Annotated in this window: 12 protein-coding genes; 7 read left to right on the forward strand and 5 right to left on the reverse strand. The window is 73.3% G+C overall.

Annotation, left to right across the window (positions count from 1 at the left end):
• The first annotated feature begins 21 nt into the window (after positions 1–21).
• Positions 22–1,320, forward strand: coding sequence for an oxygenase MpaB family protein (locus ACFPZ3_RS65900; RefSeq protein WP_379524556.1), 1,299 nt, complete (start codon positions 22–24; stop codon positions 1,318–1,320).
• Positions 1,304–4,540 carry an ATP-binding protein gene (locus ACFPZ3_RS65905; RefSeq protein ID WP_379524557.1) on the forward strand — a complete coding sequence of 1,079 codons (3,237 nt, stop codon included), beginning with the start codon at positions 1,304–1,306 and terminating at the stop codon, positions 4,538–4,540. Before ACFPZ3_RS65900 ends, ACFPZ3_RS65905 begins: the two co-directional genes overlap by 17 nt.
• Before the next feature lie 4 nt (positions 4,541–4,544).
• Here ACFPZ3_RS65905 and ACFPZ3_RS65910 read toward each other — a convergent pair whose 3' ends face one another.
• From ACFPZ3_RS65910 to ACFPZ3_RS65920, 3 genes are all read right to left on the reverse strand, one after another.
• Positions 4,545–5,393: a hypothetical protein gene (locus tag ACFPZ3_RS65910; RefSeq protein ID WP_379524558.1), complete on the reverse strand. Its 849-nt coding sequence runs from the start codon at positions 5,391–5,393 to the stop codon at positions 4,545–4,547.
• Positions 5,394–5,468: 75 nt separating this feature from the next.
• The gene (locus ACFPZ3_RS65915; RefSeq protein WP_379524559.1) at positions 5,469–6,215 is read right to left on the reverse strand and encodes an SDR family NAD(P)-dependent oxidoreductase; all 747 of its coding nucleotides are present in this window, start codon (positions 6,213–6,215) and stop codon (positions 5,469–5,471) included.
• A 10-nt stretch (positions 6,216–6,225) separates the two neighbouring features.
• Positions 6,226–7,506: an amidase gene (locus tag ACFPZ3_RS65920; RefSeq protein ID WP_379524560.1), complete on the reverse strand. Its 1,281-nt coding sequence runs from the start codon at positions 7,504–7,506 to the stop codon at positions 6,226–6,228.
• Positions 7,507–7,569: 63 nt separating this feature from the next.
• On the opposite strand from ACFPZ3_RS65920, the gene ACFPZ3_RS65925 reads away from it, so the two are divergent.
• Positions 7,570–8,487, forward strand: a complete 918-nt coding sequence (locus ACFPZ3_RS65925) for a phosphotransferase (RefSeq protein WP_379524561.1) — start codon at positions 7,570–7,572, stop codon at positions 8,485–8,487.
• A 53-nt stretch (positions 8,488–8,540) separates the two neighbouring features.
• Here ACFPZ3_RS65925 and ACFPZ3_RS65930 read toward each other — a convergent pair whose 3' ends face one another.
• Complete coding sequence (locus ACFPZ3_RS65930) at positions 8,541–9,263, reverse strand: dienelactone hydrolase family protein (protein ID WP_379524562.1); 723 nt, start codon at positions 9,261–9,263, stop codon at positions 8,541–8,543.
• A 57-nt stretch (positions 9,264–9,320) separates the two neighbouring features.
• Positions 9,321–10,010: a sulfotransferase family protein gene (locus tag ACFPZ3_RS65935; RefSeq protein WP_379524563.1), complete on the reverse strand. Its 690-nt coding sequence runs from the start codon at positions 10,008–10,010 to the stop codon at positions 9,321–9,323.
• Between the two features lie 84 nt (positions 10,011–10,094).
• Here ACFPZ3_RS65935 and ACFPZ3_RS65940 point away from each other — a divergent pair, with 84 nt between their 5' ends.
• Genes ACFPZ3_RS65940 through ACFPZ3_RS65955 form a run of 4 tightly spaced genes read left to right on the forward strand, consistent with a single transcriptional unit; the run spans position 10,095 to position 15,574 of the window.
• The gene (locus ACFPZ3_RS65940) at positions 10,095–11,579 is read left to right on the forward strand and encodes a class I adenylate-forming enzyme family protein (RefSeq protein ID WP_379524564.1); all 1,485 of its coding nucleotides are present in this window, start codon (positions 10,095–10,097) and stop codon (positions 11,577–11,579) included.
• A gap of 55 nt (positions 11,580–11,634) precedes the next feature.
• The gene (locus tag ACFPZ3_RS65945) at positions 11,635–13,203 is read left to right on the forward strand and encodes an NAD(P)-binding domain-containing protein (protein ID WP_379524565.1); all 1,569 of its coding nucleotides are present in this window, start codon (positions 11,635–11,637) and stop codon (positions 13,201–13,203) included.
• Complete coding sequence (locus ACFPZ3_RS65950) at positions 13,203–14,267, forward strand: alpha-hydroxy acid oxidase (protein ID WP_379524628.1); 1,065 nt, start codon at positions 13,203–13,205, stop codon at positions 14,265–14,267. Before ACFPZ3_RS65945 ends, ACFPZ3_RS65950 begins: the two co-directional genes overlap by 1 nt.
• The gene (locus ACFPZ3_RS65955) at positions 14,261–15,574 is read left to right on the forward strand and encodes a cytochrome P450 (RefSeq protein WP_379524566.1); all 1,314 of its coding nucleotides are present in this window, start codon (positions 14,261–14,263) and stop codon (positions 15,572–15,574) included. Before ACFPZ3_RS65950 ends, ACFPZ3_RS65955 begins: the two co-directional genes overlap by 7 nt.
• Positions 15,575–15,576 lie beyond the last annotated feature (2 nt).

The following is a 15,576-nucleotide window of genomic DNA, read 5'->3' on the forward strand; positions in this document are numbered from 1 at the left end:
CGAATCTGGAGTACGGGGCAAATGAACGATCAGGACGAGCGCTGGCCGGAGGAGAGATTCCGGCAGCTACGACAGCAGGCCGACCCGGACGTCGACAAGGTCGTGGCCGAATACCTGCAGGCGCAGCCCGAGGGGAAGGGCGCGCTGGAGCTGCTCAAGGCCGTGATAGCGGAGCTCGGGCAGGCCAAGCTGCAGGCCAGGGCCCCCTCGGGCGAGCCGCCGGCCTCCGAGATCTTCGACGCGCTCGACTTCACCATGGAGCTGCCCGAGTGGGGTGACGACCGGGAGATGCTGGCCAGGGGGCAGGCCGTCTTCGCCGACTTCGGGCTCTACCAGTCGGCGGCGCTGTTCTTCGCGTGCCTGCCGATGGCCTACGCCGAGATGTCCAGCGCCAAGGTGCTGGCCGGCGTTTCCAACCTGGCCACGCACGCCCTCACCCGCCGGGTGGCGGAGACCGGGCAGATGCTGGTGGACGTGATGGGGCTGACGGCCGCCAACAGCCTGCGGCCGGGCCGTCCCGGGCACACGACGGCGATCGGGCTGCGGATCCTGCACTCGTTCGTGCGGGCTCTGGTCGACGAGAAGTACGCCGACCGGTGGGACACCGAGCGGATCGGCCCGCCGGTGAACCAGGAGCTGCTGCTGGCCACGCTCTTCGACTTCTCCGTGGTGACGTGGGAGGCGATGGAGACCATGGGCGTGGTGCTGAGCGAGGAGGAGCGCGCCGCCAACCTCTACACCTGGAGCGTCTTCGGCCACCTCATGGGCATCGAGGTCTGCCGTGACGGCCCCCTCACGCTCGACGACGTCGAGCCGGTCAGCGCGCGCCTGGGCCGCATGCTCGAGGCCAGCGACGAGGGCCGCCGCCTGATGGCCATGCTGCTGAAGGAGATGGAGGCCTTCATGCCGCTGGGCTCGCGCAAGATGCCGCGCAGCCTGGTGCACTGGATCTTCCGCGACGCCGCGCACGGCGCCGACCGGGTGCCCGAGCTGCTCGGCGTGCCGAAGCCGGCCTGGTGGTTCACGGCCCTGTTCCGGATGGGCCGCGAAGCTAACAGGGGCACGTGGCTGGCCCGCCCGGTGGACGGTGTGGTTCGCTGGCTGGTACGCAAGGCCGGGCGGCACATCGTGGTCGCCCTGATCGACCGCCACTCCAACGGGACGGCGGCGTTCAGGATCCCCCCGGAGCTGGCCGGCGCGTGGCGGATCAAGCAGTCGAACACCGCGGTGAAGACCCGCGAGATCCGCCGCACCGTACGCAAGACGCTACGAGCGCCCGCGCAGGGGCGGAAAGGGCCGCGCAGTGTCAGCCCCACATGACCCGGGCACCCTCACCACGGCGACCATCCTGTTCACCGATGTGGTGAGCTCCACAGCCCTGCGGATCAGGCTCGGCGAGGAGCGCGCCAACGTCGTCTTCCGCCGTCTCTACGAGCTGCTGCGCTCGGTGGTGACGGCCAGCGGCTCGTCGTTCACCAAGAGCCTGGGCGACGGGCTGATGGCCGTGTTCGACTCGGCCACGGCCGGGCTCGATGCCATCATCGCGGTGCAGCAGGCGGTCGCCGACGAGAACGAGCGCGCCCTGGAGAAGATCTCCATCAGGGCCGCGCTCGCCGCCGGCGACGTGTGCTGGGGGCACGACGACGTGAGCGGCCTGCCGACGGTGGAGGCGGCCCGCCTGGTCGCGGTGGCCGAGGGCGGGCAGGTGCTCTGCACCGACCTGGTGCGGCGGCTGGCTCAGGGGCGCAGCAGGCACGAGTTCAAGGATCTCGGCCGGCTGCCCGGCAAGGGGCTGCGTGAGCCGATGCACACCTACGAGCTGCACTGGCAGAGCGCCGACCACCACCTCGCCGGCGGCCTGGCGCCCTGGCTGGACGACGGGCACGGGCTGCCGTTCGTGGGCAGGGAGGAGCAGCTGCGGGCGCTGGACGGGGAGCTGGCGGCGGCCGAGTTCGGCAGCGGGATGGTGATCCTGGAGGGCGATCCCGGGGTGGGCAAGACCCGGCTGGCCTCCGAGGTGGCCAGGCGGGCGCTGAAGCGGCAGTTCACGGTGCTGGCGGGGCGGTGCACGGATCCGGCGCGCAAGGCGTACGAGCCGATCGCCGGGGCCGTGGAGCGGCTGGCCCGCACCTCGCCCGCGCTGCTGCTGCGGGCCGGCGTCGACCAGCAGTGCGGCCAGCTCGTCCGCCTGGCGCCCTCGCTCGCCGCTCCCCCGCTGTCGCTGGAGGTGCCGCCGGCCACCGAGCCCGTGTCCGAGCGCTACCACCTGATGGCCGCGGCCCGCACGCTGATCGAGCGCCTGGCCACCGTGCGGCCCGTGCTGCTGGTCGTCGACGACCTGCAGTGGGCCACGCTGGAGTCGTTGCAGATGCTCAGCGCCCTCATGTGGGACGCCGACGCGCTGCCGCTGCTCGTCCTGGCCATGTCGCGCCCCGTGCCGGTCGAGTCCGCCCTGCTTCAATCGCTGCCGGAGCTGCACAAGCTCACCGCCGACGCCCGGGTCGTCCCGGTGCCGTCGTTCGGGCTGGAGGAGGTCTCCCACGCGCTGTCGGAGGCGCGCGCGAGCGGCGACGCCGAGTTGCTGCACCGGATCACGGGCGGCAACGCGTTCCTGATCAGCGAGGTGGTCAGGGAGCTGGCCGCGGGCAAGGACCTGGACGCGCTGGCCGTGCCCGACTCCGTCACCCGGATGGTCATGGCCCGCCTGTCCCAGCTCCACCCAGACGCCAGAGACCTGGTCAGCCTGCTGGCCGTGGGCGAGCGGATGGAGTCGGCCGCGCTGCGGCACGGGCTCGGCCTGGACGAGCCCAGGTTCGTGGCCGCGGTGGAGGAGGCGATGGGCGCGGGCCTGGTGACCATGCTGGACAACGGGTCCTGCCAGTTCTCCCACGAGCTGACCAGGAACGCCCTCTACGCCACGCTGTCCGCGCCGCGCGCCGCGCTGCTGCACGGGCGGGTGGCCGACGCGCTCTGCCGGACGGACCCGAAGGCGATGGAGTCGCGGCCGTACGTGGTGGCCACCCATCTCCTGGCCGCCGCCGAGCACGGCCGCGACCCCGACCGGGTGAGCGCGGCCGTGGACGCGGCCGTGGCGGCGGCCCAGCACGCGCTGGCCGGGCTGGCCCACCGCGAGGCGATCACCTGGTACCAGCGGGTGCTCGGCCTGCTGAAGGACTTCCCCGCCGCCACCGTGGAACGCCGAGCGGAGCTGCTGGTGGAGTGCGGCCGGGCGATGTGGCTGGCCGGGCATCCCGAGGCCAGGCGCACCCTGCTGGACGCGGCCGACCTGGCCAGGGAGTGCGAGCGGCACGACCTGGTCGTCACCGCGGCGCTCGGCGGCGACCGGGGCTCCAGCATCTCCGCGACGCCCGACAAGGAGCGCATCGCGCTGCTCACGGAGGCGCGCAAGGTGGTCGACTCCACCGACGTCAGCACCAGGGCGCTGCTGGCCGCCCAGCTCGGCTCCGAGCTCATCTGGGCGGCCGACGGGGAGCGGCGCTTCGCGCTGAGCGACGAGGCGGTGGCGCTGGCCCGCAAGTCCGGCGACCCGCGCACGCTGGCCAGCGTGCTGGGGATGCGCAGCCTGACCATCATCCCGGCCGACCCGCTGCACCAGCGGCACCGCGACGGGGACGAGATGCTGGAGGCGGCCCGCCGTACGGGCGACGACCTGGCGCTGTTCCACGCCTACGTCCAGCGGACGCCTCCCGTGCTCGACAGCGGCGACACCGACAGGGCCGCGATGTTGCTCGAACGCGCCGACGAGCTGGCGCGCCGGCTGGGTCAGCCGCACCTCAACTGGCTGATCGGCTACTCCAAGGCCGGCCTGACCCTCATGCAGGGCGACCTGGCCCAGGCCGAGGCGGAGGCGGAGTCGGCCCTGCGGCTGGGCTCGGGGATCGGCCGCCGCCTGGAGGCCATCGCGATCTACTCCGAGCAGATCGCCGAGATCCGGCGGCTGCAGGGGCGGCTGTGGGAGCTGCGCGACCGGCTGCGCAGGGCCGGGCTGGCGCCGCGCGTGGACCCGGTGCACGCGGTGCTGCGCTACCTGTCCGAGCTGGGCGACGAGGAGGCCGCTCCCCTGCTCGACCGCATCCTGGCCCACGGGGGCGCCGCGCCGCCGCGCAACATGGCGCACCGGCCCGCGCTGGACAACCTGGCCGTGGCCGCCGCGCGCCTGGGGCGGGCGGAGCTGGCCGGGCGGCTGTACGACTCGTTGTCCTCCGGCGGGGAGACGTTCGGGCACGGCACGGTGGCCCACCACTGCGGGCACCACTACCTGGCCCACCTGTGCGCGGCGATGGGCGACACCGCGCGGGCCGCCGAGCACTTCGAGGCGGCGGCCGAGGTGCACGAGCGGCGCGGGGTGCCGCTGATGCTCGCCGAGTCGCTACTCGACTGGGCGGAGCTGCTGGACACGGGCGCGGCGGACGGGCCCAAACCGGCGGACCTGCGCGAATGGTGCAGGACGCTGCTGGCCGGGCGAGGGGCGCTGCTGCTGGACAGGCGACTGCCCGCCCAGCCCGGCGCGGGAGGTTGAGCCGTCACGAGGTCAGGGTCTGGCCCGCCTCGACGGCCTCGCGCACGCTCCTGGCCAGGGTCTCCTCCAGGGCGGCGCCGTGGGCCTCCAGCTCGCGCATGCCCTCGGTGTCGTCGGTGTGCGCCAGCAGGGCCCGGTACTTGTCGTTGTTGCCCAGCGCCTCGCGGGCCCGCAGGGCGGCGTCGGCCTCCTGGACGCGGCGCGCGTACCTCTCCAGTCCCTCCACCCTGGCCGTCACGGAGGCCACGGAGCGGCGCAGGGCCTCCTGCTGCGGCTCCAGCACGGCCATCAGCTCGGGGGTCACCACGCCCCGCATGGCGCGGTCCTGCTCCTCCTGCAGGTGCGTCTGGATTCGCAGCAGCAGCGCGATCTCCCAGATCTGCCTGGGCAGCAGCACCTCGTTGGCCAGGCCGTCCAGCAGGCGGCCCCGCATGGCCTGGGAGGTGTAGACGGACATGACGGCCGTCCTGGCGCGTTCCAGCAGGGCGCGGGCGGGTGGCGAGAGCTCCGGCACCAGCACGTAGCGGTCGCGGTGGGGGCTCGCCTGGCCGCGCAGCCTCGGGATGAAGGAGTCGATGACGGCCAGGCGCTGGGCCTCGGTCAGGTCGGGGTCGGCGACGAAGTCGACCGTGCGCCTGACGTGGTCGCGCTCCTGAGCGAGCAGGCGCCTGTCATCGTCGCCGCCCTTGCGGCGCAGCACGTCGAACGCGACGACCAGCGCGCACAGGCCGATCGGGACGAACAGCACGGCTAACAGGAGGTTCGGGAGCCCGGCCGCCGCGTAGACGACGACACCGACGAGCAGGGCCGTCGCGCAGACCGTTAACAACGCGTATTCGCGGCCCTTCGCCACACCGTCCCCCTCTGAGGTGATTCCCGAGGTGTCCTGACGTTCACCATAGCCCGCGAACCCCGGGAAGATCACCGGTCAGCGGAGATAGGAGGCGCCGTTCAGGTCGAGCACCGCGCCGCTGGCCCATTCGGCGGCCGGGGAGGCCAGGTAGACGACGGCCGCGGCGATCTCCTCCGGATGCGCCACCCGGCCGAACGGGCTCTGGGCGCGGATCGCGTCGCCGCGCGGGGCCTTGAGGTGCTCGTTCGTCATGTCGGTCTCGACGAAGCCCGGCGCCACGGCGGCCACCGCGATGCCGCGCTGGGCCAGGGCGATGGCCAGCGACTGGCCCAGGGCGTTCAGGCCCGCCTTGGCGGCGCCGTAGGCGGGGCTGTCGGGCTCGCCGCGGTAGGCGCCGCGCGAGGAGACGTTGACGATCCGGCCGCCCTCCGGCATGTGCTGGAGCGCGCACCAGATCACGTTGGCCGCGCCGACCAGGTTGACGTCGAGCGTGCGCCGCCAGGCGGCCTGCCACTCCTCGTAGGACAGCTCGGTGATCGGGTGATGGAGGTAGACGCCCGCGTTGTTCACCAGCACGTCGATCCCGCCGCCCAGTGCCTGGGCCGCCTTGTCCGTCATGCTCCTGACGTCCTCGGGGCTCGCCAGGTCGGCGTGGACGATCGCGTGTCCCTGTCCGGGCAGCTCGGCGAGCAGGCTCCCGGCCTCCGCCGCGGAGTCGCGGTGATGGATCGCGACCCGGTCCCCCTGGGCGGCGAACGCCGTGGCGACCGCCCGTCCGATGCCTCTTGACGCTCCTGTGACCAAAACTCTGCGTCCGCTCATTCCCCGCACCCTAGAGGATCAGGTTCCCGACATTTCGGGCGGCCTCTATCCGGAGTGCGGCGGCCAGGGCGACGTGCTCCTCCCATGGGCGGGCGACGACCTGGACCGCCCCCGGCCAGCCGCCCGCGTCGCCCGCGTCGCCCGCGTCGCCCGCGTCGCCCGCGTCGCCCGCGTCGCCCGAGGGGAGGACCACGACGGGGGCGCCGGTCAGGCTCCAGGGGAGCGTCCAGAGGTAGTCGGCCTCGGCGGACTCGCGCCAGGGCGGCGGCGGGGTCTGGGCCGCCGGGGTGATGAGCAGGTCCAGGTGGGCCGTGGCGGCGAGCATGCGCCTGCGGAACCGGTCCCAGTCCCACAACACCTGTACGTGTTCCGCTCCCGACAAAGCGACGCGCCTCCAGTGGCGGCGGGTCAGCTCCAGCGCCTCCTCACGGACGTCGGGCACCGGCTCCTCCACCACGACGGCCCCCGCCTCCGCCAGCGCCCGCACCGCCGCCGCCACGGGCCCGCCGGACCCCTGCGCCATCGTGCCGACGCGGAGCCCCGTCACGTTCACCGCGCCGGGGTCGCCCAGGGGCACGGGGGCGACGCCCGCGTCCAGGCCGTCGGGGCCCGCGATCAGGGAGAGCGCGATGGCCAGGTCGCGGACGCCGGCGGCCAGGGGGCCGATGGCGGTCCTGCCGTCCTCCAGGGCGCCGCAGCGCGGGAAGTGCCCGGTCAGCGGCACCCGGCCGAACGTGGGTTTCAGCCCGGCGATCCCGCACCACGCGGCGGGCAGCCGGATGCTGCCGCCCGAGTCGCTGCCCAGCCCGAGCGGCACGGCTCCGGCGCCCACCAGCGCCGCCGTGCCGGATGAGGAGCCGCCGGGGGCGCGGGCGGGGTCGAGGGGGTTCCTCGTGGGGCCGTACAGGGCGTTGTCCGCCATGGCGGAGCTGATCGCCACCACGATCGCGCCGGCCGCGCGCAGGCGGGCGACGGCGGTGGCGTCGGCGGCAGGACACCGTGCCGGGCTGCCGGGGGAGGTGCCCGTCGCCCCCGTGACCGGCCAGCCCGCCACGTCGATCCAGTCCTTGACCGTGATCGGCACGCCCTCCAGGGCTCTGCCCTGCCCCGCGCGCAGCCGGCGGTCGGCCCGCGCCGCGTCGACCAGGCTGCGCCCCTGGTCGATCGCGGCCACCGCGCCGATGCGATCGTGCAGGCCCTCCAGCCGGTCCAGCACGTCCAGGACGGTCTCGGTGACGGTGCTCTCGCCGCTCTTGTGGCGGTGTACGAGCTCGGCGGCGCTCCAGCTCATCGACGCTCTCCTCCGGTCCCGGCCACCCTACGATGGACGGCACCTTCGAGACGGGAGAGCACCATGACCGAACCCTCCGTGGCGGTGGCCCGCGCCTACGGGCTGGGCGAGCCGTTGCGGCCCAGCGTCTACGCGGCCCGCGGCGAGCTGGGCAGGATCTGGCGGCTCGACACCACCGGTGGTACGTGGGCGGTCAAGGAACTGCTCGTGCCCGTCGAGGAGGGCGACGTGCGGGCGGATTTCGCGTACCAGCTGGCCGCGGCGGAGACGGGCATCCGGCTGCCGCCGCCGCGGCTCACCCTGGACGGGGCGGTGCTGTTCGAGGGGTTCCGCGTCTACACGTGGGTGGATCTGGCGGACGGTGAGCAGGTCACGGCGGCGGAGCTGGGCGCCGTCACCGCCGGGCTGCACCGGATCGGGCATCCGGCCGACGGTCCTGTCATCCCGTGGTTCACCGATCCGGTCGGCCGCGACCGGTGGGAGGCGCTGGCAGAGGCGGCCAGAAGCGCGGGCGCGGCGTGGGCGGGCGCTCTCGAAGGCGTCCTGCCCGAGCTGGTCGCGCTCGACGCGCTGGTCGTGCCGCCCGATCCCGGGTCCCTGACGACCTGTCACCGTGACGTCAACGTGGAGAACGTGCGGCGGGCCCGTGACGGTGGCGTCGTGGTGCTGGACTGGGAGAACTGCGGCACGGCGCGGCCGGGGTGGGAGCTGGCGAAGATCCTGGCCGGCCTGTCGCCGCAGGATGCCGAACGGGCCTACCGGGCCTACCAGGACGAAGACGGTCCGGAGGTGATCAAGGAGGCGGCCGACTTCTCCATGGCCATCGCGGAGCAGGGGCACCTGCTGGAGTTCTACGCCCGGCGGGCCCTGTCGCCGCAGGAGTCCGAGGAGAACCGGTCCAGGGCCCATGCCCGGATGCGCACGAAGCTCGGCCTGCCGCTGACGCGCGCGCGGATCGACGCGTTCCTCGCCGCCCGCTGAGGCGGGCTACCGGGAAGGCGGGCTACCGGGAAGGCGGGCTACCGGGGAGCGGGCTACCGGGACAGGTGCCGGGTGAAGAAGTCCGCGATGCGCCGGCGGGCGTCGTGGGCGGACGGCTCGTGGAAGCCCGAGCGCAGCAGCCTGTTCGTCACGGCCAGCAGCACCGGCACGTCCCCGGGGTCGTGATCGTTGAGGAAGCCGTGCCCGGCGCCGGGATACTCCTTGACGTCGTGCTCCACCTTCGCCGCCGTCAGCGCCCGCTCGAGCCGCGCCGCGGTGCCCCGGTTGCCCAGGTCCCTTTCACCGTAGCTGCCCACGATGGGGCAGGCGCCGGTCAGATAGCTCTCACTGACGGCGTCCTTGGAGACCACGCCGTAGTTGACGCTGGAGGCGTCGAAGCCGTGACCGGGCGCCAGCAGCAGGGCGAAGCCGCCGCCCATGCAGAAGCCCATCACGCCGATCCGTCCCGTGCAGTCGTCGCGCGCGGCCAGGTAGGCGCGGGCGGCCTCGATGTCGTCGAAGGCCGGCCCCTTGCGCCTGGAGGCGTCGCGCAGGACCGAACGCATGCAGGTGAAGCGGCGGCCCCAGTGGTACAGGTCGGGCGCCACGGCCACGAACCCCTCACCGGCCAGCCAGTCGGCCTGCCCGCGCAGGTCACGGGTCATGCCGAAGGCGTCGTGGATCACGACCACCCCTGGCCGGGGACCGGGGGTCTCGGGCGCCGAGACGTAGGCGGGCATGGTGCCGCGTGAGGTCTCTATCCGTACGTCGCTCATCACGTCTTCTCCTCGTGGCTCATCAAGCAAGATCCAGTCCCGCACGCTACAGAAACGTCAGCGGCCGCGCAGGATCAGGCGCGACAGGCGGCGCGGCCGTTTGCGCCGGAACGCCGCCCGCTCGTTGACCTGCGGATACGCCTCCTCAGGCACCGGCACCCCGAGGAACGCGCACAGCGGCTCCCACCCGTCCCCCGCCGAGTACACCAGCAGCCGCCCGGCCGGGATCGCGGCCTTGACCTCGGCGACGTGCCGTTCGAAGACCGCGATGACGTGGTCGCGGTCGTCGATGCGGCCGTCGAAGACGGGATCGATGAAGGTGGCCCTGGCCATGCGCGGGTACAGGGCGAAGTCGGGGACCCGGCGCGCCACCAGCCAGCGGATCACCCGCCGGCGCCAGGGCAGGGGGCGCCGCTGCTCCAGCGCGCTGCGGAAGATGGTCTCGCTGACGCTGTCGTACCAGCGGCCGGGGTCGCGGACGGTGAGGATGACCTTGGCGTCCGGGTAGTGGGCGGCCAGTTCGCGCCAGTACGCGGAGGCGGGCCAGTCGAGCGCCGAGCCGAACCCGGCGAACAACGTGTCCCAGTCCCGCGAGCGGCCCTCGCCGACGTCGAGCCACTGCCGCACCCGGTACGGCTCCGCGATGACGGACGACATGTGGTAGCAGGGCCCGAAGCCCAGCAGTTCGAGCGCCGCCTTGAGGGACCTCGTACCCGTGCGGCCGAATCCCGCGCCGATCACCTTCATGCCGCGCTCGTCTCTGATCCGTCTCTGATGTGAATCCCGTTATATGACGGCATATGGCAGTAGGCCACTACAGAGGAGCCGACCATGCTCTTCCCGACCCCCCTCCTCGACGCCCTGCGGGCCGCGCCCGCGAGCCCGGCCTTCGAGCACGGCGACCGGATCGTCACGCGCGGCGAGGTGCTGGAGCTGATCGGGCGGCTGGCGGGCGCGATGCGCGCGGCGGGCCTGGGCCCAGGGCGGGCGCTCGCCGTCCGCACGGAGGTCACGCCTGAGGCGTTCGCCGCCCACATGGCCGCGCACGCGCTGGGCTGCCGGGTGGTCGGCATCCGGCCCGGGTATCCGCAGGGGCAGCTCGACCACGTGCTGGGCATGGGCGTGGACGCCGTGCTCGTGGACCCGGCGACGGCGGCGCCGCAGCTCATGAAGACGGGGACGGCACTCTCGCTGGGTCCCGTGAGCGGCGCGGCGGACCTGCTGACCCACCCCGGCGGCGGGCCGCCGACGGTGAGCGCGCGGCCGGACGACGTGGCGGCGCTGACCTTCACCAGTGGCAGCACGGGGCGGCCCAAGGGGTGCGCGATCACCTACCGGGCGCTGAGCGAGCACTGGGCGTGGCAGCCGCGCGTGTGGTCGCCCGTGGCGGCGGACCTCGCGCGGCGGTTCGAGCGTTACCTGCTGTTCGGCACGCTCGCGAGCATGGTGGTGATGGAGTTCCTGGCGCCGTGCCTGCTGGGCGGGGGCACCGCGGTGATCCCGCAGGACGACGGGCGGCCGCTGTTCCCGTACGCGATCGAGCGGCACCGGATCACCGGGTCGATCATCACCGTGCCCCGGCTGTTCCGGCTCCTGGAGCAGGCGGACACGGCCGACCTGTCCAGCCTGCGGGCGCTGATGGTGTCGGGCTCGCCGATCGGCCCGCGGCGGCTGGCGGCGGCCGCCGAGCGGCTCGGCCCGGTCGTCTTCCAGGGGTACGGGCAGACCGAGGCGGGCAACGTCGCCATGCTCACCCCCGAGCACATCGCCGCGGGCGTCGTGGCCCCGGTCGGCAGGCCGCATCCCGGGGTCGAGCTGAGCGTGCGCGACGAGGAGGGCGGGGAGCTGCCCCTGGGGCGGAGCGGTGAGATCTTCGTGCGCAGCCCGTACATCATGGCGGGTTACTGGGGTGACGAGGCGGAGACCCGCGACACCTTGAGAGAGGGCTGGTTGCGCACCCGCGACCTCGGGCACGTGGACGCGGACGGGTTCCTGCACCTGGCGGGGCGCACCCGCGACGTGGTGATGGTCAACGCGATGGTGGTGTACGCGGGCCCGATCGAGCGCGTGCTGACCGGCCACCCCGACGTGGACGAGGCGTACGTGGCGGGCGCGCCGGACGAGCGCACCGGGGAGGCCGTGCACGCGTTCGTGGTGCCCGCACCGGGCCGCACGCCGGACCGCGCGGCCCTGGCCGCACTCGTACGGGCGGAGCTGGGCGACGACAACGTGCCCAAGACGATCACGACGGTGCCCGGCGTCCCCGTCTCCGCCGCCGGCAAGCCGGACAAACGCGCCCTGCTGGACCGCCTCTGAGCAATCTCTGAGAATCGCCCGCCCACACTGATGTTGCTCTTTCAATCACTTCGTCGTGACGGAGGCGTCAGTGCCGGACAACTCCCTGGACTACCTGGTGATCGGCGCCGGTCCCGCGGGCCTTCAGCTCGGCTACTTCCTGCACCGTACGGGCCGGAAGTACCTGATCCTGGAGGCCGGTCCCGGGACGGGCCAGTTCTTCCGCACCTTCCCTCGTCATCGCACGCTCATCTCGATCAACAAGAAGCACACCGGGTGGGACGACCCCGAGCTCAACCTGCGCATGGACTGGAACTCGCTGCTGTCGGACGGCACGGGCCCGCTGTTCACCCGCTACAGCGACCGGTATTTCCCGCACGCCGACGACATGGTCCGCTACCTGGACGACTTCGCCCGCACGTGCGGCCTGCGGATCTCCTACGACTCGCGGGTGGTGCGCGTGGCCCGGCCCGGCCCGTTCCGGGTGACGGTGGAGGACGGCCGCACGTACGAGGCCCGCGGCGTCATCGTGGCGACCGGCGTCACCAAGCCCAACATCCCGAACATCCCGGGCATCGAGACGGCCGACACCTACGGCGCCGCCTCCACCGACCCCGCCGACTACCTGAACCAGCGGGTGCTCATCATCGGCAAGGGCAACTCGGGCTTCGAGACCGCCGGCAACCTCATCGAGACGGCCGCCGTCATCCACGTCGCGGGCCCGCACTCGCTGCGCATGGCCTGGCGCACCCACTACGTCGGCCACCTGCGGGCGGTCAACAACAACCTGCTCGACACCTACCAGCTCAAGTCCCAGAACGCCCTGCTCGACGGCGACGTCAGGCGCGTCGAGCGGCAGGCGGACGGCACCTACCTGGTCACCGTGGCCTTCGCCAGGGTCAACGAGGTGACCAAGGACATCCCGTACGACCGCGTGATCGTCTGCACCGGGTTCCGCTTCGACCCCTCGATCTTCGCCGACGACTGCCGCCCCGACCTGGTGATCAACGACAGGTTCCCGGCGCTGACGCCCGCGTACGAGTCGGTCAACGTCCCCGGCCTGTACTTCGCCGGCACCCTCACCCAATCGCGCGACTTCAGGCGCGGCACCAGCGGCTTCATCCACGGCTTCAGGTACGGCGCCCGCGCCCTGCACCGCATCCTGGAGTCGCGCCACCACGGCGTCCCCTGGCCGGCCCGGGTGCTCCCGGCGGACCCGGCGGCGCTCGCGGCGGCGGTCATCGAGCGGGTCAACCGCACCTCGGCCCTGTGGCAGCAGTTCGGCCTGCTGGCCGACGTGATCGTCCTCGACGGCGGCACCGCCCGATACCTGGAGGAGCTGCCGTACGACCTGCAGGGACCCCCGATCGGCGACCGGGGCCACTGGGCGATCACCCTGGAGTACGGCCCCGGCCACGACCGGATCGACCCCTTCGACATCGAGGTGGGCCGCATCGGCCAGAGCGACGCCGCCAGGGCCCACGAGGGCCACTACCTGCACCCGGTCGTCCGCCACCACCTCCCAGGCGAGCCCGTAACGGCCCACCACATCACGGAGAACCTGGAGAACGAGTGGAACTCCCCCGAGGTCCACGTCGAGCCCCTCCGGGCCTTCTTCGCCCGCACCTCGGCCGTCACGGTGTGATGTACGCCCAGATGCGCGGCAGGAGCCTGCGCGACTACGAGGTGGCGGCCCGCGAGCGCCTCGACCCCGCGCACTACGACTATTTCGCCGGCGGGGCGGGCGACGAGGTCACCGTGCGCGCCAACGAGGCCGCGTTCGGACGGCTGGGCCTGGTGCCCCGGGTGCTGCGCGGCGCCGGGAAGCCGCAGACCGGTGTGACCCTCCTGGGAAGCCGCGCGGCGGCGCCCGTGCTGGTGGCGCCGACGGCGTTCCACCGCCTCGCCCACCCGGAGGGCGAGAGGGCCACCGCGCGGGCCGCGGCCGCCACCGAGACGATCATGATCGTGAGTATGGGCGCCACGGTCGCGATCGAGGACGTGGCGGCCGCGGCGCCTGGGGCGGAGCTGTGGTTCCAGCTCTACGTCCAGCCGGACCTGGCCTTCACCGAGCGGATCGTGCGCCGCGCCGAGGCGGCCGGCTGCGCGGCCCTGGTGGTCACGGCCGACTCGCCGGTCATGGGCCTGCGGGAGCGGGACCTGCGCAACGGCTTCCACGACCTGCCCGAGCACCTGTGCTGCGAGAACCTGCGTGACGGAGCCCGCGGCGACCGGGTCCGGCCGATCGTCATGTGGCCGGAGCTGTCCTGGGAGCACCTCGAAGCGCTGAGAGGCATGACGCAGTTGCCGATCGTGCTCAAGGGCGTCACGCACCCGGCCGACGCGCGGCTCGCGATCGGCCACGGCATCTCCGCGATCATGGTGTCGAACCACGGCGGCCGGCAGCTCGACGGCGTGCCGGCCACGATCGACCTGCTGCCGGACGTCGTGGCGGAGGTCGCGGGGGCCGTGCCCGTGCTGCTGGACGGCGGGGTGCGGCGCGGCACCGACGTGCTCAAGGCGCTGGCGCTCGGCGCCGCCGCCGTCGCGGTCGGCCGTCCGGTGGTCTGGGGCCTGGCCGCCGACGGCGAGCGGGGCGTGGCCGGCGTGCTCGGCCTGCTGCGCGCCGAGGTCGAGCACGCCCTCACGCTGTGCGGCTGCGCCTCCGTCGCCGACCTCGATCCGAGCATGGTGCGACGGCCATGCTGATCATCCTCGTGGTGCTGGCGGTCGTGGCGAGCCTGCCGTGGTGGCTGCCTGGCAGGGTCGTGGCGCTGCGGGTGCGCGTGTTCGCCCGCATCAACGGCGACGAGGGCATCCCCGTGCCCGGTGACCTCGTCGGCGTGGACCGCTTCAGAGAGCTCTACTCGCATCCGGCCGCCGGCGGGCGCAGCAAGGGGGCGGCGCTGTCGGACCTGTTCTGGTACTGGCTGGCGCCCGGCCCCGAGATGCACCAGGAGCACCTGGAGGCGGGCGAACGCTACGACGCCGTGGCCCGTTGCACACGCGACCTGCTCGCCCTGCCGCGCGAGGAGGCCGAGGAGCTGACCCGCCGGTGCGCGGCCCGCGCGCTCGACGGGGCTTCCGGCCTGGTCCGGCTGCGGGATCTGATGATGCCGCTGTGGGCGGAGTTCGCGTACGAGATCGTCTTCGCCGAACGTTGCCCGCGCGAGGCCCGCGACCTGATCGCCGCCAACGCCGAGGACGTCTCCGCCTCACTCAAGTGCACCCGCCTGCGGCACATGCGCCGCAGGCGGCGCCTGACCCGGTACCTCCTGCCCCGCCTGTCCCGGGTACGCCGGCCGCTCCCGCCCGGCCTGACCCCGCAGGAGCAGGCGTACTACGTGCACGGCGCCTTCTTCACCACCGCCGTCGTGCAGATGTCGGAGGCCATGACCCACCTGCTGCTGACCCTCGCCGAGCACCCGGACGCGCAGGAGAGGGCCCGCACGGGCGACGACCGCTACCTGGACCACGTGATCGCCGAGACGATGCGGCTCCACCCGCTCTTCGGCATCGCCCACCGCATCACCACCGGCGACATCCCCCTGGACGAGCACACCACGATCCCGGCCGGTTCGGTGCTCTGCTTCAACTACCCGGAGTTCCACCGGGCCGGCTTCACCGATCCGGGCACGTTCGACCCCGGCCGCTTCGAGCGGCCCGCCAAGGAGCTCAACCACATCCCGTTCGGCGTCGCGGCCAACCGGCCCTGCCCGGCCTGGCGGCTGGCGCCGATCGCCATGCGCGTGGCGGCGCGGGAGGTCCTGAACCGGTACGTCCTGGACACCTCCGTCACCCACACCAGGGCCCTGCCGAGCCGCGGGCCCTGCCTGCTCACCCCTCGCGACGCTCCCCGGCGGCCCGCCCGCCGACGCCGCCTCGCGCTGGCGTACCTGCGCGTGCGCGACCGCTGGGAGGACGTCTGGCGCGGCCTCGCGCAACTCGTCCTCGGCACCTACATGGTCTGGGACGCACGCCGGCAGCGGTTGTGCGAGCGCCATTTTCACCTCTGAAG

This window comes from Nonomuraea insulae (assembly GCF_042656245.1).

What these genes read in the sequence shown, in the direction of transcription:
- ACFPZ3_RS65950 (WP_379524628.1), top strand. Translation starts at nt 13,203, where the DNA reads ATGTACGCCCAGATGCGCGGCAGGAGCCTGCGCGACTACGAGGTGGCG.
- ACFPZ3_RS65900 (WP_379524556.1), top strand. Translation starts at nt 22, where the DNA reads ATGAACGATCAGGACGAGCGCTGGCCGGAGGAGAGATTCCGGCAGCTA.
- ACFPZ3_RS65935 (WP_379524563.1), bottom strand. Translation starts at nt 10,010, where the DNA reads ATGAAGGTGATCGGCGCGGGATTCGGCCGCACGGGTACGAGGTCCCTC.
- ACFPZ3_RS65940 (WP_379524564.1), top strand. Translation starts at nt 10,095, where the DNA reads ATGCTCTTCCCGACCCCCCTCCTCGACGCCCTGCGGGCCGCGCCCGCG.
- ACFPZ3_RS65920 (WP_379524560.1), bottom strand. Translation starts at nt 7,506, where the DNA reads ATGAGCTGGAGCGCCGCCGAGCTCGTACACCGCCACAAGAGCGGCGAG.
- ACFPZ3_RS65915 (WP_379524559.1), bottom strand. Translation starts at nt 6,215, where the DNA reads ATGAGCGGACGCAGAGTTTTGGTCACAGGAGCGTCAAGAGGCATCGGA.
- ACFPZ3_RS65925 (WP_379524561.1), top strand. Translation starts at nt 7,570, where the DNA reads ATGACCGAACCCTCCGTGGCGGTGGCCCGCGCCTACGGGCTGGGCGAG.
- ACFPZ3_RS65930 (WP_379524562.1), bottom strand. Translation starts at nt 9,263, where the DNA reads ATGAGCGACGTACGGATAGAGACCTCACGCGGCACCATGCCCGCCTAC.
- ACFPZ3_RS65955 (WP_379524566.1), top strand. Translation starts at nt 14,261, where the DNA reads ATGCTGATCATCCTCGTGGTGCTGGCGGTCGTGGCGAGCCTGCCGTGG.